This window comes from Sphingomonas gilva (assembly GCF_003515075.1).
Taxonomy (GTDB): Bacteria; Pseudomonadota; Alphaproteobacteria; order Sphingomonadales; family Sphingomonadaceae; genus Sphingomonas; species Sphingomonas gilva.
In genome coordinates, this window is sequence record NZ_QWLV01000006.1 from 36,608 (window position 1) to 59,262 (window position 22,655).

General features: G+C 68.5%; 20 protein-coding genes. 4 read left to right on the plus strand and 16 right to left on the minus strand.

Translation table 11 applies throughout. The features are described 5' to 3' along the window. Positions 1–349: 349 nt before the first annotated feature. From D1610_RS12425 to D1610_RS12465, 10 genes are all read right to left on the minus strand, one after another. Positions 350–1,174, minus strand: a complete 825-nt coding sequence (locus D1610_RS12425) for an alpha/beta fold hydrolase (RefSeq protein WP_118864520.1) — start codon at positions 1,172–1,174, stop codon at positions 350–352. Between the two features lie 76 nt (positions 1,175–1,250). Beyond that, positions 1,251–1,709, minus strand: a complete 459-nt coding sequence (locus D1610_RS12430) for a hypothetical protein (RefSeq protein ID WP_147414331.1) — start codon at positions 1,707–1,709, stop codon at positions 1,251–1,253. Between the two features lie 58 nt (positions 1,710–1,767). Next, positions 1,768–2,640 carry a 3-hydroxyisobutyrate dehydrogenase gene (gene mmsB / locus D1610_RS12435; RefSeq protein ID WP_118864522.1) on the minus strand — a complete coding sequence of 291 codons (873 nt, stop codon included), beginning with the start codon at positions 2,638–2,640 and terminating at the stop codon, positions 1,768–1,770. A gap of 105 nt (positions 2,641–2,745) precedes the next feature. Continuing rightward, positions 2,746–3,522: an enoyl-CoA hydratase gene (locus tag D1610_RS12440; protein ID WP_118864523.1), complete on the minus strand. Its 777-nt coding sequence runs from the start codon at positions 3,520–3,522 to the stop codon at positions 2,746–2,748. A 103-nt stretch (positions 3,523–3,625) separates the two neighbouring features. Further along, positions 3,626–4,666 (minus strand): enoyl-CoA hydratase/isomerase family protein, encoded by a 1,041-nt coding sequence (locus D1610_RS12445; protein ID WP_118864524.1) that lies wholly within the window; start codon positions 4,664–4,666, stop codon positions 3,626–3,628. Positions 4,667–4,826: 160 nt separating this feature from the next. Next, a complete protein-coding gene (locus tag D1610_RS12450; protein WP_118864525.1) occupies positions 4,827–5,972 on the minus strand; it encodes an acyl-CoA dehydrogenase family protein in 1,146 nt (381 codons plus the stop codon). After that, positions 5,969–6,910: a polysaccharide deacetylase family protein gene (locus D1610_RS12455; protein ID WP_245942212.1), complete on the minus strand. Its 942-nt coding sequence runs from the start codon at positions 6,908–6,910 to the stop codon at positions 5,969–5,971. The genes D1610_RS12450 and D1610_RS12455 overlap by 4 nt, the downstream gene beginning before the upstream one ends. Further along, complete coding sequence (locus D1610_RS17535) at positions 6,907–7,488, minus strand: hypothetical protein (protein ID WP_182466817.1); 582 nt, start codon at positions 7,486–7,488, stop codon at positions 6,907–6,909. The genes D1610_RS12455 and D1610_RS17535 overlap by 4 nt, the downstream gene beginning before the upstream one ends. 8 nt (positions 7,489–7,496) lie before the next feature. Next, positions 7,497–8,081, minus strand: a complete 585-nt coding sequence (locus D1610_RS17125; RefSeq protein ID WP_182466818.1) for a hypothetical protein — start codon at positions 8,079–8,081, stop codon at positions 7,497–7,499. Between the two features lie 3 nt (positions 8,082–8,084). Beyond that, entirely contained in the window at positions 8,085–9,581 is a 1,497-nt protein-coding gene (locus tag D1610_RS12465) for a CoA-acylating methylmalonate-semialdehyde dehydrogenase (protein ID WP_118864528.1), read from the minus strand. A gap of 97 nt (positions 9,582–9,678) precedes the next feature. Between D1610_RS12465 and D1610_RS12470 the strand changes: the two genes are divergently transcribed. Then, positions 9,679–10,764, plus strand: coding sequence for a PLP-dependent cysteine synthase family protein (locus tag D1610_RS12470; protein WP_118864529.1), 1,086 nt, complete (start codon positions 9,679–9,681; stop codon positions 10,762–10,764). A 94-nt stretch (positions 10,765–10,858) separates the two neighbouring features. Here the strand turns inward: D1610_RS12470 and D1610_RS12475 are convergent, their stop codons facing one another. From D1610_RS12475 to D1610_RS12500, 6 genes are all read right to left on the minus strand, one after another. Next, positions 10,859–11,557, minus strand: a complete 699-nt coding sequence (locus D1610_RS12475) for a PP2C family protein-serine/threonine phosphatase (protein WP_118864530.1) — start codon at positions 11,555–11,557, stop codon at positions 10,859–10,861. Between the two features lie 17 nt (positions 11,558–11,574). After that, positions 11,575–12,591: a type VI secretion system-associated FHA domain protein TagH gene (tagH, locus tag D1610_RS12480; RefSeq protein WP_118864531.1), complete on the minus strand. Its 1,017-nt coding sequence runs from the start codon at positions 12,589–12,591 to the stop codon at positions 11,575–11,577. Then, positions 12,591–14,264, minus strand: coding sequence for a protein kinase domain-containing protein (locus tag D1610_RS12485; protein ID WP_118864532.1), 1,674 nt, complete (start codon positions 14,262–14,264; stop codon positions 12,591–12,593). Before D1610_RS12485 ends, tagH begins: the two co-directional genes overlap by 1 nt. Before the next feature lie 76 nt (positions 14,265–14,340). Further along, entirely contained in the window at positions 14,341–15,078 is a 738-nt protein-coding gene (locus D1610_RS12490; RefSeq protein ID WP_118864533.1) for a LysM peptidoglycan-binding domain-containing protein, read from the minus strand. After that, positions 15,075–16,655, minus strand: coding sequence for a putative bifunctional diguanylate cyclase/phosphodiesterase (locus D1610_RS12495; RefSeq protein ID WP_118864534.1), 1,581 nt, complete (start codon positions 16,653–16,655; stop codon positions 15,075–15,077). Before D1610_RS12495 ends, D1610_RS12490 begins: the two co-directional genes overlap by 4 nt. 88 nt (positions 16,656–16,743) lie before the next feature. Continuing rightward, positions 16,744–17,199, minus strand: coding sequence for a MaoC family dehydratase (locus tag D1610_RS12500; RefSeq protein ID WP_118864535.1), 456 nt, complete (start codon positions 17,197–17,199; stop codon positions 16,744–16,746). A gap of 223 nt (positions 17,200–17,422) precedes the next feature. Between D1610_RS12500 and D1610_RS12505 the strand changes: the two genes are divergently transcribed. The 3 genes from D1610_RS12505 (at position 17,423) to D1610_RS12515 (ending at position 22,651) form a co-directional block, all read left to right on the plus strand. Next, complete coding sequence (locus tag D1610_RS12505; RefSeq protein ID WP_118864536.1) at positions 17,423–18,955, plus strand: hypothetical protein; 1,533 nt, start codon at positions 17,423–17,425, stop codon at positions 18,953–18,955. Between the two features lie 80 nt (positions 18,956–19,035). After that, positions 19,036–21,765 carry a TonB-dependent receptor domain-containing protein gene (locus D1610_RS12510; protein WP_118864537.1) on the plus strand — a complete coding sequence of 910 codons (2,730 nt, stop codon included), beginning with the start codon at positions 19,036–19,038 and terminating at the stop codon, positions 21,763–21,765. Between the two features lie 94 nt (positions 21,766–21,859). Next, positions 21,860–22,651, plus strand: a complete 792-nt coding sequence (locus D1610_RS12515; protein ID WP_118864538.1) for a type II secretion system protein N — start codon at positions 21,860–21,862, stop codon at positions 22,649–22,651. The last annotated feature ends 4 nt before the right edge of the window (positions 22,652–22,655 follow it).

Genomic DNA, 22,655 nt, shown 5'->3' on the forward strand with positions numbered 1-22,655 from the left:
CGATATTTGGCGCTGCAGCACCTGGGCCACGTTAAATTCCCCGTCACCCCGGACTTGTTCCGGGGTCCATCAAGCGGCTTGGGAAGAAATAAGAGGCGTGGACGCGACGCTCGCGGCACGATGGACCCCGGAACAAGTCCGGGGTGACGGAAAAAGGTGGAATATGCTCCCAAAGCCAACTCAATCCGCCCCAGGGGAAGCGGAGGAGACCCCTGCCTTCGCAGGGGCGACGGGAAGTGCAGGGTGGCCGGGGGCGATCGTCACGCTGGCCCCATGTCATACTCGTTCGATGTAGGACAGCCTTGGACGGGAGCAAAATCGTTGCGTGCGCGCAAGGCTGCCTATCGGATCAGCCTTTGAGGAAGGTGAGCAGGTCGCCCGTCAGCCGCTCGCCTTCGGTCGCGAACAGGCCGTGCGGGGCGCCGTTATATTCGACCAGCTGCGCCGCGGCGATGCCCTCCGCCGCCTTGCGCCCCGAGGTGTCGATCGGCACGGTCTTGTCGCTGGTGCCGTGGATGATCAGCGTCGGCACGCGGAAATGCGGCAGATCGGGCCGGAAGTCGGTGGTGGCGAAGGCCTGGGCGCAGGCGAGCGTCGGTCTGCGCCCGGCCTGCATGGCGAGCCGCCACGCCCAGTCGAGCGTTTCCTCGTAGATCGGGCTGCTGATATAGCCGACGCCGAAGAAATCGTTGAAGAAGTTGCGGAAGAAATGCGGGCGGCTCTTTTTCATGCCCTCGGTCATCTGGTCGAACGTCGATTGGGGCACGCCGTCGGGATTGTCGTCGGTCTGGAGCATATAGGGCACGACCGAGGCGACCAGCGCAGCGCGCGTCACCCCCGCGCCGCCATGGCGCGACATGTAGCGCGCGACCTCTCCGCCGCCCATCGAGAAGCCGACCAGCGCGACGTCCTCGGTCGCGTCCATCTCTTCCATCACATCGGCGAGGTCGTCGGCCAGCGTGTCGTAGTCATAGCCGTGCCAGGGCTGGTCCGAGCGGCCGAACCCGCGGCGATCATAGGCGATGGCGCGGAAGCCGTTCTCCGCGAGCGCCTGCATCTGATCGTCCCAGCTGTCGGCCGAGAGCGGCCAGCCGTGGATCAGGACGACGGGGCGCCCCTCGCCCCATTCCTTGACGTAGAGATCGGTGCCGTCGCGGGTCGAGACATAGGGCATGGGGGCGCACTCCGGTTGGGTTTGGATTGCGCGGTGAACGCATCGCGGCGTGAGTGTTTCCCCGATATGAGCCGGATCAATCCCGGCAATAGCCCTCGCTGCCGGCCACCACGACGAGGCAATCCTGCTTGCCGGCGAGCCATTTCATGCCGGTCGCGTTGCCGTCGCCGGGGGTGATGGTGACCGACTGGCCGGCGCGGGTGAGCTTCAATGTATCGCCCTCGCGCGTGGCGGTGAACTTGCCCCTGTCGTCGAGCGTGTACTGCATCTCGACGGTGTATGCGCCCGGCGTGGCGGCGGGGGTGATCTGCGCGTAGAGCCCCTCGGGCCCGGTCCAGCGGCCGGCGAAGGGATCGTCGGTCTCGGCGGTTTCGTTCGACGGCGGGATATCCTGCGGCGGCAGGATCGGCTCGGCGGGCATCGCCGCCATCTCGTTCTCCGGCGGCAGCATCGCGGTGTTCTCCGACGTCGGCTGCTCGCCGCACGCGGCGAGCGCCAGCGCGGACAGGGGAGCGAGAAGGAGGGCGTGGCGCATATGGGCGATTCCTGTGCTGTTGGTCGGGCCGGTCAACGCGCGGACGGCCGGGCGCGTTTCAATCGAGCGTATCGATGATCGCCGAGAAATCCAGCCCACCCGATCCGGCGTCGGCGAAGGCCTGGTAGAGCTCGGTCGCGCGCGTGCCCATCGGGGTGGCGACGTTCGCGCCCTGGGCGGCCTCCTGCGACAGCTTGAGGTCCTTGAGCATGAGGGCGGCGGCGAATCCGCCCTGATAGCCGCGATCGGCCGGGCTTTCGGGGCCGACGCCGGGCAGGGGGCAATAGCTGGTCATCGACCAGCTCTGGCCCGAGGAGACCGAGGAGATGTCATAGAAGGTCTGCGGATCGAGCCCGAGTTTCCGCGCCAGCGCGAAGGCCTCGCAGGTGGCGATCATCGTCGCGCCGAGGAGCATGTTGTTGCAGATCTTGGCGGCCTGGCCCGCGCCGTTGCCGCCGGCGTGGATCACCGCCTTGCCCATCTTGGCCAGAATCTGCTCGGCTCGCTTGAAGCCTTCGGCGCTGCCGCCGACCATGAAGGTGAGCGTGCCGGCGTTGGCCGCGGCGATGCCGCCCGAGACGGGGGCATCGACCGCGACAAGACCCTTGGCTTCGGCGGCGGCAGCGACGCGTTTGGCGGTGGCGACGTCGATCGTGGAGCAGTCGATCAGGATCGCGGAGGCGGGCGCGGCGTCGAACAGGGTGGCGTAGACCTGTTCGACATGCTTGCCCGCGGGGAGCATGGTGACGATCGCCTCGGCGCCCTCGGCCGCCTCTGCGGCGGAGGCGACGGGCAGGCAGCCGGCGTCCTTGGCGCGATCGAGCGCTTCGGGCGACAGGTCGAAGGCGCGAACGTCGTGCCCCGCCCTGGCCAGGTTCGCGGCCATGCCGCCGCCCATATTGCCGAGCCCGATGAATGCGATGCGTGCCATGTCTTTACTCCGTCGCCCCAGCGCAGGCGGGGGCCGCTGTGTTTGTGGCACACCGGCCGTCGCGTGTGCCGACTGAGGCCCCCGCCTTCGCGGGGGCGACGTTTGTTACTTCCCCGTCCATTTCCCCGGCCGCTTCTCGACGAACGCCGCCATGCCTTCCTTCTGGTCCTCAGTCCCGAACAGGCCGTGGAACAGCCGGCGTTCGAACCGGATGCCCTGGGCGAGCGTCGTCTCATAGGCGGCGTCGACCATCTCCTTGTTGGCCTTGACCGCGAGCGGGGCCATGCCGGCGATGGTGGTGGCGGTCCTGACCGCTTCCTCGACCAGATCGGCGAGGGGGACGATGCGGCTGACGAGGCCCGAGCGCTCGGCTTCTTCCGCGTCCATCATCCGGCCGGTGAGGCACATCTCCATCGCCTTGGCCTTGCCCACCGCGCGGGCGAGGCGCTGCGATCCGCCCATGCCGGGGGAGACGGCGAGCTTGATCTCGGGCTGGCCGAACTTCGCATTGTCCGCCGCGAGGATGAAGTCGCACATCATCGCCAGCTCGCAGCCGCCGCCCAGCGCGTAGCCGGCGACCGCGGCGACGATCGGCTTGCGCGTCGCGGTGATGCGGTCATAGCCGCCGAAATGGTTGGTGCCGTACATCTCGGCGAAGCCCATCGCCTGCATCTCCTTGATGTCCGCGCCGGCGGCGAACGCCTTCTCGCTGCCGGTGAGGACGGCGCAGCCCTGCGTATCTTCGGCGTCGAACGCCTCGAGTGCGGCGATCAACTCCGCTAACACCTGGCTGTTGAGCGCGTTGAGCGCCTGCGGGCGATTCAAGGTGATCAGCGTGACGGGGCCGCGCTGTTCGACGAGGATGGTCTGGTAGTCGGGCATTTCATTCTCCGTCGCCCCTGCGAAGGCAGGGGCCGCTGGGTTTGTGGCGCACGCTTATCCGCGCTTGCCGCCTGAGGCCCCTGCATGCGCAGGGGCGACGGGCTTATCCGGGCGTCCACTCCTCATCGGCGGGAAGCGGCGCGAAGATCTGGTCGATGACGTGATCGCTGACGCCCTCGGGCGTGGCGGGGTCCCACCTCGGCGCGTTGTCCTTGTCGACGATCACCGCGCGGACGCCCTCGAGGAAATCGTGGCGCTGCACGACGCGGCTGCCGACGGCATATTCCTGGCGCATCTCGTCGGCGAAATCCTGCATGCCGGCGCCGTCCTTCAGGAGCTTGAGGCTGACCTTCATCGTCTGCGGTGATTTGGTCTTGAGCGTGGCGAGCGTTTCGGCGGCGAACGCGCCGTCATCCCCCTCCAGCGCGGCGAACACCTCCTCCAGCCGGTCCAACGCGAACAGGCGGGCGATGTCCTCGCGGTGGGTGAGGATGCGCGCCTCGCCGGGGTCGGCCGACAGATCCGTCAGCACCGTCTCGACCGCCTCGCCGCCGGCGATGCGCTGCTTGGCCTCCTCCAGCGCCGCGGCCGGGAGGAAATGCGTGGCGAGGCCGAGCGCGAGGCATTCGGCGCCGCCCAGCCGATGGCCGGTGAGCGCGAGATACTGGCCGATGCGGTCGGGCAGGCGCGAGAGATACCAGCCGCCGCCGACGTCGGGGAACAGGCCGATGCCGGTCTCGGGCATGGCGAGGCGCGTATTCTCGGTCGCGATCCGGTAGCGGCACGGCTGCGAGATGCCCACGCCGCCGCCCATGGTGATGCCGTCCATGAAGGCGATGGTCGGCTTCACATAGGTGAACAGCCGGTGGTTCATGCGGTATTCGGTGTGGAAGAACTGGCGCGCCTCGCCGCCGTCTTTCGCGCCCGATGCCGCCAGCATGCGGATGTCGCCGCCAGCGCAGAAGCCGCGGCCGTCGGCATGGTCGATCAGGACGCAGCGGACCGCGTCGTCTGCACGCCAGGCTTCCAGTGCCTCCAATATGCCTTCACACATCGCCGTGGTCAGCGCGTGGATCGCCTTGGGCCGGTTGAGGCGAATGCGACCGGTGGGGCCTTCGACGTGTGTGGTGAGGTCTTCGGTCATGCAATCCTCCCCATCGCGCAGCGAAGGGGAGGGGGACCATGACGCGCAGCGGCATGGTGGAGGGGGCGACCGCGAGCGGACCGTATGTGGCGAAACCCCCTCCACCGCCTTCGGCGGTCCCCCTCCCCCGCTTCGCGAGGGAGGATTTTCATGTTCTTCATCATTGCCGCGTCAGCTCCCGCCCGACGATCATGCGCATGACCTGGTTGGTGCCTTCGAGGATCGAATGGACGCGCAGGTCGCGCCAGAAGCGCTCGATCGGATAATCCTGCAGATAGCCGTAGCCGCCATGGAGCTGGAGCGCGCGGTCGACCACCGCCGAGCCGGTGTCGGTGGCGAGGCGCTTGGCCATCGCGGCGAACCTGGTCTTGTCGGGCGCGTTCGCGGTCACCTTGGCGGCCGCCAGGTAGAGCAGCGCGCGCGCCGCCTCCAGCTCGGTCGCCATGTCGGCGAGCATGAACTGGGTGTTCTGAAAATCGGCTATCGGCTTGCCGAACTGCTTGCGCTCCTTCGTATAGGCGATCGCCTCGTCGAGGCAGCGCTGCGCGCCGCCCAGCGAGCAGGCGCCGATGTTGAGGCGGCCGCCGTCCAGCCCCATCATCGCGATGCGGAAGCCTTCGCCCAGGCCGCCGACCAGGTTCTCGGCCGGCACGCGCACCCCGTCGAAATTGACCTGTGCGGTCGGCTGCGAACGCCAGCCGAGCTTCCGCTCATTGGCGCCGAAGCTGACGCCGGGCATGTCCTTCTCGATGACGAGGCAGCTGATGCCCTTCGGCCCGTCCTCGCCGGTGCGGACCATCGTCACATAGACCTCGTTGGCGCCGCCGCCCGAGATGAACGCCTTCGATCCGGTGACGACGAAATCGTCGCCGTCGTGCACCGCCTTGGTCTTGAGCGCCGCTGCGTCGGAGCCTGATCCGGGCTCGGTCAGGCAATAGCTGGCGATCTTTTCCATCGTGACCAGCGAGGGGAGGTATTTCGCCTTCACCGCCTCCGATCCAAACCGGTCGATCATCCACGACGCCATGTTGTGGATGCTGATGAACGCGGAGGTGGAGGGGCAGCCATAGGCCATCGCCTCCATGATCAGCGCCGCCTCCAGCCGCCCGAGCCCGATCCCGCCCGCTTCCTCGCTGACATAGATCGAGGCGAAGCCGAGTTCGGCGGACGCCTTGATCACATCGCGCGGGAAATGGTGCTTCTCGTCCCATTCCGCCGCATGCGGGGTGATGCGATCGGCGGTGAAGGCGCGCGCCATGTCCTGGATCTGGCGCTGCTCGTCGGTCAGGTCGAACTGGGTGGTCATCGCTTGTCCTTCAGCACGCGCGCCTGGAACAGCGCGGTGAGCACATCCTCATCGGTGCGCGGATCGATCAGGTCCTTTGGCGCGCCGCCGGCGTCTTGCGCAAGCGCGGCGACGCGGCCGCCATTGGTGAACCAGCCGTCCGGCTCGCGCGCGGCGATCGGATCGCGATACGCCTCGTCGATGGTGACGATCTCCCAGCCGTCCTTGCGCAGCCCGGCGACGACATCGGCGATGTACATGGCGTTGAGATCGGTTTCGTGGAGGAGGAGCACCTGCGCCGGCTGGCGGCCCAGCGCCTCGCGGGCGATGCGATCATAGAAATTCGCCGCGCCGACCAATGTCTCGACATAGAGATCGCGCAGCGCCGCCATGTCCATCTCGCGCCCTTCGCGCTTCGCCTCGTTGGCGAGGGCATCGAGATGCCAGTCGTAATTGTCGACGGTGACATAGCCGTTGGCGAGCCCACGCTGGGCGAGCGCGGCGCGCACCTCGGCCCGCTTGGCGAGATCGCCGCGGCCCTCGTCAAGGAACGGGAAGCGATACCAGGGACGATAGCCTGCGCGCCCCTTCAGCCAGGCGGCTGCGCGATCGATATCGGCGATATAGTCGGCGGCGGGCGTGCGCGAGAGCCATTTGTGGCTGTAGCTGTGATTGGCGATGACGTGGCCGGCGCGGACATAGGCGTCGATCCGCGCTTCGCCGCCCTCGCCGTCGGGCTTTTCGAGGTTGCCGGGCGTGACGAAGAACGCCGCCTGATCGACGCCGCCCTCCTTCAGGCCCGCGATCAGCCGCTCGGTGCGCTCGTCGGGGGTGAGGAAGGCGCCGGCGTGGCGCGGCACGTCATCGAAGCTGAGCGCGATGCGTTTCTGCGCGGCGGCGGGCGCGGCGAGGGCGAACACCGCCCACAGCGCGGCCAGCCAGAACGCGGCCGCCCTCACGCCTCGCATTTCCGGTAGCGGAGCGCACCGGGCATGGCGTCCTCGCCATATTCGCGGCGGACGAGCGTGCGGCCGCGATCCTGCCCGTCGAGCAGCACGCGCCGCGTCCAGGTCTGGCCTTCGCCGGTGAAGGCGAACTCGGCCACGATGCGCGAACGGTCGCGCTCGATCACGCGCGCGAGCGTGCCGCGCGACTCGTAGAAGCGCAGCGTGTCGCGGTTGATCCGCAGCAGCCCCTTGGCGTCGCCGCGGGTCGAAGTGCAATCGGCCGGGGTCAGGCCCCAACGCCCGCGCAGCTGTGCTGGTATCGTGACGGTGGCGGTGTCTTCGGGTTCCTCTCCCGGTTCTGCGGGCGCCGGAGCAGGCGTCGGGGCAGGTGAGGGCGCGGGCGCTGGCGTGTCCGAATCCTCGGGGGTGGGGGCCGGCGTGTCGTCCGCAGGGTCAGCCACCGCATCGTCGGTTTCCGCGCCGGTATTGCTGGCCGGCAGGGCGTCGTTGGCGGGCAGCGTCTGGTTCGCCGGCTCGCCGCCGCACGCGGCGAGCGCCAGGGCCAGCGCGGTCATCGTCAGGTTACGCATTACACACCTCATCTTTGCATGGTCGCGCCGTGCGGAGCCGGAGCATCGGCATCATCCATGGAGCCGATCGTACCGAGGTCAATCGTCCAATCGCATACGGTATCGGATCTTCGCGTCGAGATGCGGCTAAGGACGGCGGCATCTCGCGCATCTCCCGTCAACGCGCCGCCGTCGATACCGGGCAGCACATATCGCCCCGAGGCGTCCACGAGATGATAGGGTAAGCCCGCATCGCCGCGGGACTCCGACGCATGGCGATGCAATCCCGGCAACCAATCCACGGGCACGCGCCAGCGCGTTCCATCATTCGGCCAGAAATCCTCATCGCCGAACCGGATCGTTCCCGTCGATGTTTCTATCACGTTCAGGAAACTTCCCGATCGTCGACGCTCGGCGCGCAGCCGGTCCCCACGGCGCAGGGCAAAGGCGAAGTGCCGGCTGCACGCGATTCCGGGGCCATGCAGTAGTTGGGAGTCGGCCGCCTTGCGCGCGATCGACGTGCAGATGAAGCGGCCGGCGCTACCATCACCCGGATCAAGGACCGCGCATGTGGGCGCCACCGCTTGAAGCGTAAGGGCGAGGACGAGAGCCAATTCCTAACCCATCGTCGGGATGACGAACGCGTTCGATCCGTCCGGCGATCCGTCGGGCCAGCGCTGGGTGATGGTCTTGACTTTTGTCCAGAACTTCACGCCCTCCATGCCGTGCTGGTTGGTGTCGCCGAAGGCCGAGCGCTTCCAGCCGCCGAAGGTATGATAGGCGACCGGCACCGGAATCGGCACGTTGATGCCGACCATGCCGACATTGACGCGGGCGGCGAATTCGCGCGCGGCGTGGCCGTTGCGGGTGAAGATGGCGACGCCGTTGCCGTATTGGTGCTGGCTGGGGAGGGCGACCGCCTCCTCGAAATCCGCCGCGCGGACGATCTGGAGGACGGGGCCGAAGATCTCCTCCTTGTAGCTTTCCATGTCAGGCGTGACGCGGTCGAACAGGCTGGGGCCGATGAAGAAGCCCTGCTCATGCCCTTGCAGCGCGAAGCCGCGGCCGTCGACGACCAGTTCGGCGCCTTCGTCGACGCCGGTCTGGATCCAGTTCTCCACCCGCTGCTTGTGCGCGGCGTTGACCACCGGGCCGTAATGCGCCTCGGCATCGGTCGAGACGCCGACGCGTAGCTTCTCGATCGCCGGGATCAGTTTTTCACGCAGCGCGTCGGCGGTCTTGTCGCCGACGGGGACGACGACGGGGAGGGCCATGCAACGCTCGCCGGCCGATCCGAAGGCGGCGCCGGAGAGGTCGTTCACCACCTGATCGAGATCGGCGTCGGGCATGACGATGCCGTGGTTCTTCGCCCCGCCCATTGCCTGGACGCGCTTCCCGGCGTCGACGCCCCGCCGATAGACATAGTGCGCGATGTCGGACGAGCCGACGAAGCTCACCGCGCTGATCGCCGGATGGTCGAGGATCGCGTCGACCATCTCCTTGTCGCCGTGGACGACCTGGAGGATGCCTTCTGGCGCGCCGGCCTCGAGCATCAGCTCGGCAAGGCGGACGGGGACCGAGGGGTCGCGCTCGCTGGGCTTCAGGATGAAGGCGTTGCCGCAGGCGATGGCGACGCCGAACATCCACATCGGGATCATCGCGGGGAAGTTGAACGGGGTGATCCCCGCGCCGATGCCGAGCGGCTGGCGCATCGAATAGACGTCGATCCCCGGGCCGGCGCCTTGGGTGTATTCACCCTTCAGCACATGCGGGATTCCGCAGGCGAACTCGATGACGTCGAGCCCGCGCTGCACATCACCCTTCGCATCGGCGATCACCTTGCCGTGTTCTGAGGAGAGCATCTGGGCAAGCTCGTCGATATTCGCTTCGACCAGCCGCTTGAATTCGAACATCACGCGCGCGCGGCGCTGCGGGTTGGTCGCCGCCCAGCCGGGCTGCGCCGCCTGCGCCCTGGCGATCGCCGCGTCGAGATCGGCCTGTGTGCCGAGCGGGACGCGCGCCTGGACCTGGCCGGTGTTGGGATCGAACACGTCGGAATGGCGCGCGGCGGCGCCGGTGTGGCCGCCGGCGATGAAATGATCGATGATGCGCAAAAGGGGTTCCTCTCTTTGGCGGCCTTCTAGTCGCGGGTGATACCAAATCTCAAGGGCGGCTCTGGCGATCCGGCGAGACGGTGCTTATGGCCGCTTGATGGACCATGGAAGCAATAACGCGCCGTGCCGCGATTGGGTGCGCTGGGCGATCGGGCGGATCGATGCGGATTACACGCGTTCGGCGGATACCCATCTGATCCCTGTGGAGATGCCCGCGCTGCCGCATATCGCGCTGTATCTGAAGGACGAGGCGAGCCATCCGACGGGGAGCCTGAAGCACCGGCTGGCGCGATCTTTGTTCCTCTATGCGCTGTGCAATGGCTGGGTGCGCGAGGGGATGACGATCGTCGAGGCGTCGAGCGGATCGACCGCAGTCAGCGAGGCGTATTTCGCGCGGATGCTGCGGCTGCCCTTCGTCGCGGTGGTGCCGCGGACGACCGCCCAGGAGAAGGTCGCAGCGATCGAGTTCCAGGGCGGGCGGTGCCATTTCGTTGACGATGGCGGGGCGGTCTATGCCGAGGCGGAGCGGCTCGCGGCCGATCTGGGCGGGCATTATCTCGACCAGTTCACCTATGCCGAGCGCGCGACCGACTGGCGCGGCAACAACAATATCGCCGAATCGATCTTCCAGCAGATGGCGCGCGAGCCGCATCCGATCCCGCGCTGGATCGTCTGCGGGGCGGGGACGGGGGGCACATCCGCCACCATCGGGCGGTTCGCGCGGTATAACCGGCATGCGACGCGGATCTGCGTGGCCGATCCCGAGGCTTCGGTGTTCCACCGGCATTGGGCGGATCGATCGGTGACGGTGGCCACTGGTGGGATGTCGCGGATCGAGGGGATCGGGCGGCCGCGCGTCGAGCCCTCCTTCATCCCCGACGTGATCGACCGGGTGGAGGTGGTGGACGACGCCGCGAGCATCGCCGCCGCCCGCGTGCTGAGCCTCAGGCTGGGACGCCGCTGCGGCGGATCGACCGGCACCAACCTGATCGCCTGCGCGCGGATCGCGACCGGGATGGCGGCGGCGGGCGAGGCGGGATCGATCGTCTCGATCCTGTGCGACGACGGCGCGCGCTACGCCTCGACCTATTTCAACGACGGCTGGCTGGCGGCGTGCGGGATCGACGTCGCGCCGTGGGAGGCGAAGGTGCAGGCGTTCTTCGCGAACGGGCGGATGGAATAGCGTCGCCCATGCGCAGGCAGGGGCCGCTGTCGGCACACGCGAAGCCGGATGCGCCACAAACTGAGCGGCCCCCGCCTTCGCGGGGGCGATGGACCTAGGCGATCGCCACCACCACCACCGTCACATTGTCCGTACCGCCCTCATCGAGCGCGGCGGCGATCAGCGAATCGACCGCGGATGCGGGTTCCTGCGCCAGCAAGCGGGCGATCGCATCGCCCGCGACAAGGCTGGAAAGCCCGTCCGAGCAGATCAGGAAGCGGTCGCCCGGCCGGGCCTCGCTGACCGTGCTGTCCGGCGCGGTCCAGGCGTCGATGCCGATCGCGCGGGTGATGATGTTGGCGTGCGGATGGCGCGCGGCCTGTTCGGGGGTGAGCGTCCCGCTGTCGACCAGCTCCTGCACCAGGCTGTGATCGCGCGTGAGCTGTTCGAGCCGCCCATCGCGCAGGCGATAGACGCGGCTGTCGCCGATCCAGAAGGCGGTGACCTCGCCGCCCGAGAAGGTCAGCCCGGCGACGGTGGTCCCGCGCTCGTCGCCCGCGCCGTGCACCGCCTCATGCGCCGAGGCGAGCGCGGCCTCGATCGCGTCGATCGTCACAGGGCAGGAGAGCGCGCACAGCGCGCGGATCGCCTCGGTCGCCGCCGCGCCGCCGCCGACATGGCCGCCCATGCCGTCGGCCACGGCCCACAGCCCCGATTCGGGCGCGTCGAACAGGCGGTCCTCGTTGACCTGGCGGACCCGGCCGACATGGGTGCGCGCCGCCGAGCGCGCCGTGAGCGTTGGGCGCGGCTGCATGATGGGGGCGTGTAGCGTCACTTGGCGTCGCGCGACAGTCTGGAGACGGTCTCGCCATAGGCATCGACGAACGCCTGGTTGAGGCTGCCGTCCTCGCCCTCGTTCAGCTGGCGGGCGAGATCGGCGTGGCGTTCGCCGGCCTCTTCCCAGGCGAGCGCGGCCTTGCTCTTGAGCAGCGAGCTCTTGCCGGCGACCGCCTTTTCGACCTTGGCGGGATCGAACGCGGCGACGGCGGTCTCGATCGACGCCTTGAAGCCGGCGAAGGTCGCGACGAGGTGGCGCTTCACGTCGGAGAAGCTCGCCTTGAGCGCCGCGGGGCCGGACAGGAAGCTCGATTCGCCCGCCATCAGCAGGTCGATCGCGAGCCGCTGGGTCGGCGCCCATTTGAACGGGTTGTTGTCCGCCCCGCCGATGGTGGTGAGCGCGAGGCGATATTGCGCGCGGGCGCGGTCGCGCTCGGACATCAGATCGCCGACGCCGAGCACCATCTGGCGATAGACCGCGCCGGCGCGGCGCATGATCTCCGCCGGGCTTTCCGCCGAGAAGGCCGAGACGTCGAGCCCCGCGCCCTCGCAAAACGCCTCGAGCAGCGATCCTTCCTCGCCCAGTGCGGTGATCATCACCGGATCGTCCCAGTCGCTCGGCACCTCGACCGACGTGCCGAGCGGCGGGGTGAGCACCATCGTGCGGCCGGCGGCGGCCGGATCGAGCATCGCATCGGGCGCATGCTCGGCGACCATGCGGTAACGGCCGAAGCGGATCGCGCGCGGCACCGCGAGCGCGACATCGGCGCGGTCGGCGAAGCGCGCCTCGGTCTCCGCGTCATAGACGCCGTTGGCGCCGAGCGCGCGCAGCGTCAGCCCGTCGGGCCCGGCATGGAGCTCGCAATGCGCGCGGCTGATCTCGCATTCGGGATCGGTGATCACCCAGTCCGACGCGGGATCGCGGCCGATGCGCATGACGCCCTCGCGCAGCATCCGCGCGTCGACCGGATTGACCTCGTCGTCCTTCTCGAACAGGCGGAAGACGTACATCAGGCCGCCCTCTTGCCGAAGGTGGTGGCGCGCGGCGCGGGCGTCGGCGCAGGCGCGGCGGTCGAGATGCGCGTGTGGAGCAGCGCGGCGGCGTCCTCCTCGCGGTCCAGCCGCGGCTCGATCGCCGCCGCCATGCGGTTGAACGCGTCCATCAGCCCGCCCAGCTCGTCGCGGCGGCGATGCGAGATGCGGAAGGCCAGATCGCCCTTGGCCGCATCGTCGAGCGCGCGGCGCAGGCGGCGGACGGGCCGCGAGATCATCTGCGCGCTGGCGAGGCCGATGGCGAGGACGATCCCCATCACCACGACCGCGAGCGCGATCAGCAGCATGCGCGTGTTGGCGATCGCCGCATCCAGCTCGTCGCGCTTCAGCAGCAGATCGACCTTGCCGAACTCCGCGCCGGCATAGGTGATCGGGCGAACGAAGCGATAGCCCTGCGCGGTGCGGGTGGCGTTGCCGACCTTGGTCTCGCCGCCGGGCGCTACGTAGCGCTTGCCCTGCAGCCGCGGATCGCTGGCCGCGCGGATCACCCCGCGATCGTCGGTGACGACGAGTCGCGCGACATTCTCGTTGCGCACCGCGGTCGCGACGAACGCCTGCAGCGGCACCCAATCCTGCATCTCGGGCGGCAGCCCGGCGTTGCTGGCGGCATAGACCGCCGCGTTGCTGGTGACGAAGCCGGTGATCGAGCTGCCCGAGGTGAGCGTCATCCGCTCCAGCGTCTCCGACTGGCGGTCGAGCACCATCGAGGTGCTGAGCGCGAGCGCGCCGGCGGTGGCGGCGCCCAGGATCAGCGGCAGCTTGACCTTGAGCGCGAGGCCGCGGCGCTTGACCGGCTCGTCTGCGGTGATCGCGTCCAGCTCGCGCTGCAGCGCGTCGCGCAGCTCGTCGCCCGACTGGAAGCGCGCTTCGGGCTTCTTCGCCAGCAGTTTCTCGATGATGAACTTCAGGCCCTTGGGGCAATCGCGCACGCTGCGTTCGATCGGCGCCGGATCGGCCTGCGCGATCTGGATGGCGAGCGTGGCGAGGCCGGTCGCGGTGAACGCGGTCTTGCCCGTCACCATTTCATAGAGGACGACGCCCAGCGAGAAGAGATCCGAGCGCGCGTCGACGGGCAAGCCCATCGCCTGTTCGGGGCTCATATAGCGCGGCGTGCCGATGACCTGGCCGACTTGGGTCGCAAGCGCGGCGCGCTCGGTCGCGGCCTCCTGGCCGAAACGGGCGATGCCGAAATCGAGCAGCTTGGGCGTGTTCGCATCGGCGAGGAGGATGTTGGACGGCTTGATGTCGCGGTGGACGATGCCGTTCCTGTGCGCATAGGCGAGCGCGTCGGCGAGCTGGCGCGCGATCTTCAGCGCGCGCTCGGCCGGGAACCGCCCGTCCTTCATCAGCTCGTCGAGGCCGCGTCCCTCGACGCATTCCATCGCGATATAGGCGAGCCCGCCGGTCTCGCCGACGTCGAAGATCGTCGCGATATTGGCGTGGCTGAGCATGCCCGCCGCCTGCGCTTCGCGCAGGAAACGGCGGACGATGTCCGGATCGCGCCGGAACTCGGGCTTGAGCACCTTGATCGCGACCGCGCGCGCGATGTCCGGATCATGCGCGCGATAGACGTCGGCCATCGCGCCCTCGCCGATCCGCGCGTCGATCTCGTAACGTCCGATACGCTCCATAACGTCCCCGTGACCCGTGGCGCCCCCACGCCGGTTCAAAGGCTTAGCGGGGAGGCGTTAAGACAAGGTGTGCGTGTCAGCGGCGCGCCTTGACCGTCTTCCTGATGCGCTGGGCGCGGGTCAGATCGGCCTTGATCACGGCACTTCCCGGATTGGCCGCAAGCGCCCGGTGCAGCAGCACCACGGCGCGGTCGACCTCGCCGCGATTGAGCGCGGCAAGCCCCTGCGAACGGAGCTGGCGCGCAAGCGCCGGGTTGGCGGCGGGGGCCGCCGGCTTGGGCTTGGCGGCGGGCGGCGGGGTGACGGGCTTCGATGCCGGCGGCGGGGTGGGGCGAGGCTTGGGCGCGGGCGGCGGGGCCGCGCGGGGCTCCTCGCCGGGAATGCGCAGCGCGCGGCCCGCGGCGAGCGCTGACGGATTGTCGAAGCCGTTATAGCGCGCGAGCGCGTAGAATTTGTCGCGATTGCCGAGGAAGCGCTGCGCAAGCGCGGGGAATGTGTCGCCGGCCTTCGCGGTGTAGGCGAAGGATCGGGCGCCAAGAATCTCCTGCGGATCGGCGGTGATCGATTCGAGCAGCATCGCGGCGCGCGCATCGTTGGGATCGCGCTTGCGCATCGTCTCGAGCGACTTCTTCGCCGCCTTCGCGTCGCCGCGCTCCAGCCGGGCGATCACGTCGCCGATCTGGTCTGCATTGTCGATGGGCTGGACCGTTGCCGGCGCCGCCGGGCCGCCCGACTTGCTCGCGCAGCCGGCGAGCGCGACGCCGACCGCGGCAAGCAGGATCGCCGGACGCGCGGCGGTGAAGCGGAAATTCATGCGGTGAGCCTTTCGATGACATGCGATTGCAGCGCCGCGGGCGAAACCGCCGTGGCGCGGGTGATTGCGGCCGAATCGCGCACGAAGGCGGTGAAATCGGCGGGAGACAGCGGGCGCGAGAAGAGGAAGCCCTGGAACAGCCCGCAGCCGTGGCGGCGGAGCCATTCATACTCCTCGCGGCGCTCGACTCCCTCGGCGAGCACGCGGATGCCAAGGCCGCGTCCGAGCGCGATCAGGCTCTGGCAGATCGCCTGGCTGTCGCGCCGGGTATCGACCTCGCTGACGAATTCGCGGTCGATCTTGATCTTGTCGAAGGCGAGCGTGCGCAGATAGCTGAGGCTGGAATAGCCGGTGCCGAAATCGTCGATGGCGATACGCACCCCCATCGCGCGCAGCCGTTCGAACAGGCTGCGGATGTGCGCGACGTCGCCGGCGGCCACGGTTTCGGTCAGCTCGATCTCCAGGGCGGCGGGCGGAAGGCGATGGCGCGCGAGCGTGCGCTCGATCATCTTGGGCAGGTCGTCGCGGTGGAGCTGCTGGGCGGAAAGGTTGACCGCGACGAACAGATCGCCCTTGCCGAGCGTGCGCCAGCCGCGCGCCTCGCGGCAGGCGGCGTTCATCGCCCACATGCCGATCTCCTCGGCAAGGCCCGCAGCCTCGACGATCGGGATGAACTCGGTCGGCTGCACCGGGCCGAACTCGGGATGCTGCCAGCGCATCAGCGCCTCGGCGCCGCAGACGCGCTGGCGCACGCCGTCGATCAGCGGCTGATAGACCAGCGCGAGCTGGCCGCGCGTCACGGCCTGGCGCAGATCCTGTTCGAGCACGAAGGCGCGGCGGGCCTGCGCTTCCGGGTCGGCCTCGGCCTCGGCCATGACGACGCCGCCGGTGGCGAGCGACGCGATCGCGCGTGTGACGATCAGCTCGGCGGTGTCCTCGGCGGCGGCGCGGTGCGCCAGCCCGAGGCGCAGATCGGGGATGATCGTGCTGCCGTCATGCTCGATCGCGTCGGCGAGCGCGTAACGGATCGCGTCGAGCTCGGCGCGCGCGGTGTCGCCGTCGCATTCGCGGCCGAACCAGATGGCGATGCGCGCGCGGTCGATCTGCCCGACCGGACGGCGCGGGCCGATCATGCGTCGGACGCGGTCGGCCAGCGTGCCGAGCGCGCGGTCGGCGAGCGCGCAATCGAAGCCGTTCAACCGGTCGAAATCGACGAACTCGACCACCCCGAGCGTGCCGCCCGACGGGCCGGCGGCGAGATCGGCGCGCATCGCCGCGAGCAGCGGCTCGCGCGTCGCGAGGCCCGTGGTCTGGTGGCGGTTCGCCTTGCGGGGGTCGGGCGTGGCCTCGGGATCGGCGGTGAAGCGCGAACGGGCCGAGGCGCGGTCGCGCAGCCAGGCGCCGGCCAGCGCCAGTGCCGCGGCGATCAGCGATGCGGCGGTGGCGACGGGATGGTCGCCCGGGCTGAGCATGACGGGGACGGGGATGGCGAGGCCGGCGCAGATGCACGTCATCGCGGCGTGGCGCTCGACCCACCCCGACAGACCGGTGCGACCCTGGTTTCTCGCTTTCGCCACGCGCTACTCCGTTGGCACGCGGGCGGTTTAGGCGAACATATGCGTATTTTCGGTTAAGCGCGTGAAACCTGCGGATTTTCGCGGATCGTTACGCCTGCGGCCGCGCCATCATCAGGGCGGCGCGCGATGTTTTCACGACGATCTCGTCGCGCTGGTTGAGGCCGATATGCTCGAAGGTGACGATGCCCTGGCCCGGGCGCGAGGCGCTGGGGCGGAGCGCCTTCACCTCGGTCTCGGCGCGGATCGTGTCGCCGTGGAAGACGGGCTTGGGAAAGCTCGTCTCGCTCATGCCGAGATTGGCGATGGTGGTGCCGAGCGTGGTGTCCTGCACCGACAGCCCGATCACCAGCCCGAGCGTGAACAGCGAATTGACCAGCGGCCGGCCGAACTCGGTGGTCGCGGCATAGGCGTGGTCGATATGGATCGCCGCCGGATTATAGGTGAGCGAGGAGAACAGCATATTGTCCATCTCGGTCACCGTGCGCCGGATCTCATGGCTGAAGCGCTGGCCCACCAGGAATTCGTCGAACCACAGACCCGCCATCACCCAAACTCCGCCATCCCGACCCCTGCCATCCATACAGCGCGGGGCGGCCTTGTGAACCGGCGTCACACAAGCGTCACATCAGAGTCCCGTGATTGACCCACCGCTCGCATCAGACCGTCAACCACCGCTCCTAGGGCCGCTCGCAGAGGGGCGGGCCTGAAGGGGGCTCGATTCGGCCACGCGTCCGTCCGCTCGCACCTTTTCTGAGCGGAGTACGGTGATGACCTCTAACAAGTTCAAGACGATCCTGGCGCTGTCTGCGGCGAGCGCGGCGCTGGCGTCGTGCGGCGCGGACGAAATCGCCTCGCCCGGCGAAGGCGTGATCGTCGTGCCCGGACCGACCCCGGGGCCGACGCCTGGGCCAACCCCTGGACCGACGCCCGGACCAACGCCGGTGCCGACCAGCTGCACTGTGGGCACCGACGGCGGGACGATCGAGAGCGTCAACGGCACACGCCGCGTCTGCACGATCACCGGCCGCATCTCCTCAAACCTCGCGATCCCGCGTGTCGAGGGCGTGCTGTACCAGATCTCCGGCCGCGTCGATGTCGGCACGGACGTGGGCGGTGATGGCGGTTCGGGCGCGGCGGTGACGCTGACGATCGATCCGGGCGTGACGTTGTTCGCGGCGTCGGGTGTCGACTTCCTGGTGGTCAACCGCGGATCGAAGCTGATCGCCGAGGGCACTGCGAGCCGGCCGATCATCTTTACCGCGCGCGCCAACGTGCTCGGCACGGCGAGCGACACCTCGGACGGGTTGTGGGGCGGCGTGGTGATGCTGGGCCGTGCGCCGATCAGCAACTGCATCGGCGCGGTGCCGGGCGGGTCGGTCGATTGCCAGGCGCAGATCGAGGGCACGACCAACGCGCTCTATGGCGGCGCGACCGCAAACGACGACAGCGGCAGCCTGCGTTACGTCCAGATCCGCTATTCGGGCGTGGTCATCGGCGCGGGCAACGAGCTGCAGGGCCTGACCACCGGCGGCGTCGGATCGGGAACCGATTTCGACTATGTCCAGGTCCACAACAGCTCCGACGACGGCGTCGAGTTCTTCGGCGGTCGGCATAATTTCCGCCACCTGATCGTGACCGGCGCGTCGGACGACAGCGTCGATACCGATGTCGGCTACAAGGGCAACATCCAGTATCTGATCGTTGCGCAGCGCACCGGCGCGGGCGACCGCCTGATGGAGGTCGACTCGGCTGGCGGCGAGGACACCACGCCGCGGCAGAACATCCGCGTCTCCAACGCGACCTTCCTGCACAATTCGACGGTGGGCGCGAACAGCTTCCTGATCCATGGCGGCGCCGACTACGGCCTGTACAACTCGGTGGTGGTCGCGCGCGCGGGCGTCGAGTGCTTCGACATCGACGGCGCGGGCACGATGCAGACGAGCGGCACCGACGAAGCCGGCCCGCCCGCATTCAACTCGGTGGTGGTGCAGTGCGGTTCGACCCCGATCGACGATGACGGCAACATCACGCTCGCGGCCGTCCAGTCGCTGTTCACCAGCGGATCGAACAACAATCTCAGCTACACCGCTTCGCTGACCGGCGGCTTCGTAAACGGCGCGACCGAGACCTCCGTGCCTTATTTCGACGTCGCCCCGGTGAGCAGCTTCTTCGTCAACGCCGGGCATATCGGCGCGGTCAAGGACAGCGCCGACACCTGGTATCGCGGCTGGACCTGCGATTCCACGACCGCTGACTTCGGCAGCGACTCCAACTGCATCGGCCTGCCCTCCTACGCCTGACGCGTTCGGGTGGGCTTGGGGGCGGCGGACCAAAGGGGGCCGCCGCCCCGTCATTTCATACAGATATCAAGGGTTCCGCGATGAACACGCCGCTGACGCTGGGCACGCTTCTGCTACTATCAACCGCGCTGACGTCGCCCGCCTGGGGCCAGACTCCGCCGCCTTCGAGCAGCACGCCCGGAGGCACGACAGCGGTGCAGGAGCTGCCGGGCCAGCCTGCCGCCGAAGTGCCGGCGCAAGACGGCGGGCAGGACGAGCTGGAGGTCTCGATCCCCGGCGGCGGCTCAGACCAACCCGACATCGTCGTGCGCGGCCGCTACATTCCCGATGTGGTGCGATCGACGCCGGAGATCGTCGCGGTGCTTTCCAGCGCCGACATCGCGCGCACGGGCGAAGGCGACATCGCCGGCGCGCTGCAGCGGGTGACCGGACTTTCGGTCGTCGGCAACGGCTTCGTCTATGTCCGCGGCCTGGGCGACCGCTATTCGCTGGCGCTGCTCAACGGATCGCCGCTGCCGAGCCCGGAGCCGCTCAAGCGCGTCGTTCCGCTCGACATCTTTCCGACCAGTGTGCTGGGCTCGGCGCTGGTGCAGAAAAGCTATTCGGCGAACTATCCCGGCGAATTCGGCGGCGGAGTGATCAACCTGACGACTAAGGCGATCCCCACCGAGAGCTTCCTGACGATCGGCGGCGGTGTCGGCGGCGACAGCGAGACGACGTTCGAGCTGGGCTACACCCACTACGGCAGCGACACCGACTGGCTGGGCTATGACGACGGCACACGCAGCCCGCAGGGCGCGTTCGAGCGCGCGCTGGAGAGCGGCATGTCGATCACGCCGGGCAACTTCACCACCGAAGAGCTGCAAGCAGTCACCGCCAGCCTGGCCAATTCCCCGACCACGGTCGCGCAGACCAATCGCAACATTCCGGCCAACTTCTCCACCGATATCAGCGCCGGCACCGCGATGGACATCGGCGACGACGCGCGCGTCGGCGTGATCGCGGCCGCGGGCTTCAGCAACAGCTGGCGCACGCGCGACGCGATCCAGCAAGTGACCGGCGGGTTCAGCGGCGACGAGCTCAATCCCGACGTCGATTTCCGATCGGTGCGGACCGACAATCGCATCACGTTGAATGGCCTGCTGGGCGTCGGCATCGAGTTCGGCGAGCAGACGATCCGCTGGACCAACCTCTATATTCACGACACGCTGAAGCAGACGCGCATAGGGCTGGGCATCGACGGCTTGTCAGTGGACGACACCCGCCAAGTGGCGCTGCAGAATACTGCCTGGTACGAACGCCAGCTGATCGACACGCAGCTGGTCGGCGAATTCGAGTTCGGCGATCTCGGCGTCGACGTCCGCGGCACTTACGCCAATTCGCAGCGCGAGGCGCCCTATGAGCGGAGCTTCAGCTATGTGTTCGACGAAACCGCGGGCGACTTCGTCAACAACCTGGAAGGGCCGGGCCAGTCGGCGACGGTCTCGTTCAGCGATTTGAACGAGGATGTCTGGGCCGGCGGCGTCGACCTGACCTACAAGTTCGCGCCGCTCGCGATGTCGCTCAGCGCGGGCTATGCCTACAGCGACACTGAGCGCACCTCGGTGCGGCGCGACTTCCGCTACCTGACCGACGGCGATCTGGGCCTGGCGGTGGCGCAGCAGCGGCCCGACTATCTGCTGTCGGACTTCAACGTCTATACCTACAACATCCTGCTCAATGAGATTTCTGGGCAGGCGGGCAACGCTGCCTATGACGCCGGTCTGCGTGTCCATGCCGGCTATGCCCAGTTGGAGGCCGATTTCGGCAGCGGCGTCAGCGCCACAGCGGGCGTACGCTATGAGGATGGCCGCCAGTTCGTCACCCCGGTCGACCTGCTCGGCGCGGGCGTCGGCGGGATCGAGCCGACGCTGATAGAGAATGATTACTGGCTGCCCGCGGCGACAATCACCTGGAACTTCGCCGAGGACATGCAGCTGCGGCTCAATGCGTCGAAGACGATCGCCCGGCCGCAATTCCGCGAACTCGCCTTTCAGGTCTATCAGGACACCGAATCCGATCGGCAGTTCTTCGGCAATCCTTTCCTGGTCGACAGCGAGCTGTTCAACGCCGAGGCGCGTTACGAATGGTATTTCGGGCGCGGTGAGCGGCTGAGCCTCGCCGGCTTCTACAAGAAGATCGACCGGCCGATCGAGGCGTTCGCCTTCCGCCAGTCAAGCTCGCTGCAGACCAGCTTCGCCAACGCGCCGCAGGCCGATCTATACGGCGCCGAGCTGGAGGTGGTGAAATATGTGCCGCTCGACAGCATGGGCGGCGACTTCTTCGCGCCCCGGCGGCTCGTGCTGATCGGCAACTATACCTACAGCAAGTCCGAGCTGAAGGTGGGCGAGGGCGACGAGGTGATCTTCTCCTCCGGCCAGGTGTTCGCGGCGTCCAACCTGTTCCGCGACGGCGCGCCGCTCACCGGCCAGTCCGAGCACCTCGCCAATCTGCAGATCGGGCTGGAGAACACCGACCGGGTGTCGCAGCAGACCTTCCTCCTCACCTATGCAAGCGAGCGGGTGACCAACCGCGGGCCGTTCGGCAACCCGCAGGAGCCCGACATCATCGAACGGCCGGGCCTGCGGCTGGACTTCGTTGCACGCGAGGAGGTGCCGGCGTTCGGCACGACGTTGGGCTTCAAGTTCGAGGTGCGCAACATCACCGGCGAGGACTATGAGGAGTTCCAGGAGGCGGGCAGCTCGCGCATCGACGTCAACACCTATGACGTCGGAACGAGCGTGGCGCTTGGGGTCGAGGTCAAGTTCTGAGAGCGTAACAAAGCCGTCACGCGGACGTCGCCGAATCGTCGCGCATCCGCCCTAGGCCGGTCCCCGCAAGAGGGACGGACGGGCGGATTCGCGGATGAGGCTGGAACTGGATGGGCGATTGCGCAGACTGGTGCGGCTGGTCAGGCCGATCACGATCTACCGCGCATCCGAGCTGGCGATGATGGCGCTGGTCGCACTGCTGGCGGCGCGGCTGGTGTGGGCGGTGCTGACGCCGGTGACGCCGATCGGCGACTGGGCGCGTGGACAGATCGTCCAGCCCGCCAACCTGTCGCGCTTCGCCGGCTTCGATCCCTTCTTCCGCAACCAGCCGGCGGCGGGCGAGGCGGTGGTGACCTCGCTGCAGCTGGTGCTGTTCGGCATCCGCATGAACGAGGCGTCGGGCGGTGGATCGGCGATCATCGAGGTGCCGGGCGAGGGACAGCAAAGCTTCGCGGTAGGCGACGAGATCATGCCGGGCGTGACGCTGAAGGCGGTCGCCTGGGACCATGTCGTGATCGCGCGCGGAGGCGCCGACGAGCAGCTCTATGTGGCGCAGGGCGGAAGCGGCGATGCCGCCCCGGCACCCGCCGCCGACATTGCGAGCGCGCCGAGCGTCGCGACCATCGCCGGGGCGGTGACGGCGACGCCGCGCAGCGAGAACGGCCTCGTCACCGGCGTGACCATCCAGCCGGGCGGGGACGCCGCCGCCTTCGCCGCGACGGGATTGCAGGCGGGCGACGTGCTGCTGCGGGTCAACGGCGAACGCGTTCGCGCGCTCGAGGACATCGCCACGGCCGTCGCCGCCAATGCCGGCGAGGGTCCGGTCCAGATGGACATCGAGCGCGGCGGCCAGCGCATCACGATCAGCCGGGAGTTCCAGCCTTGACCCG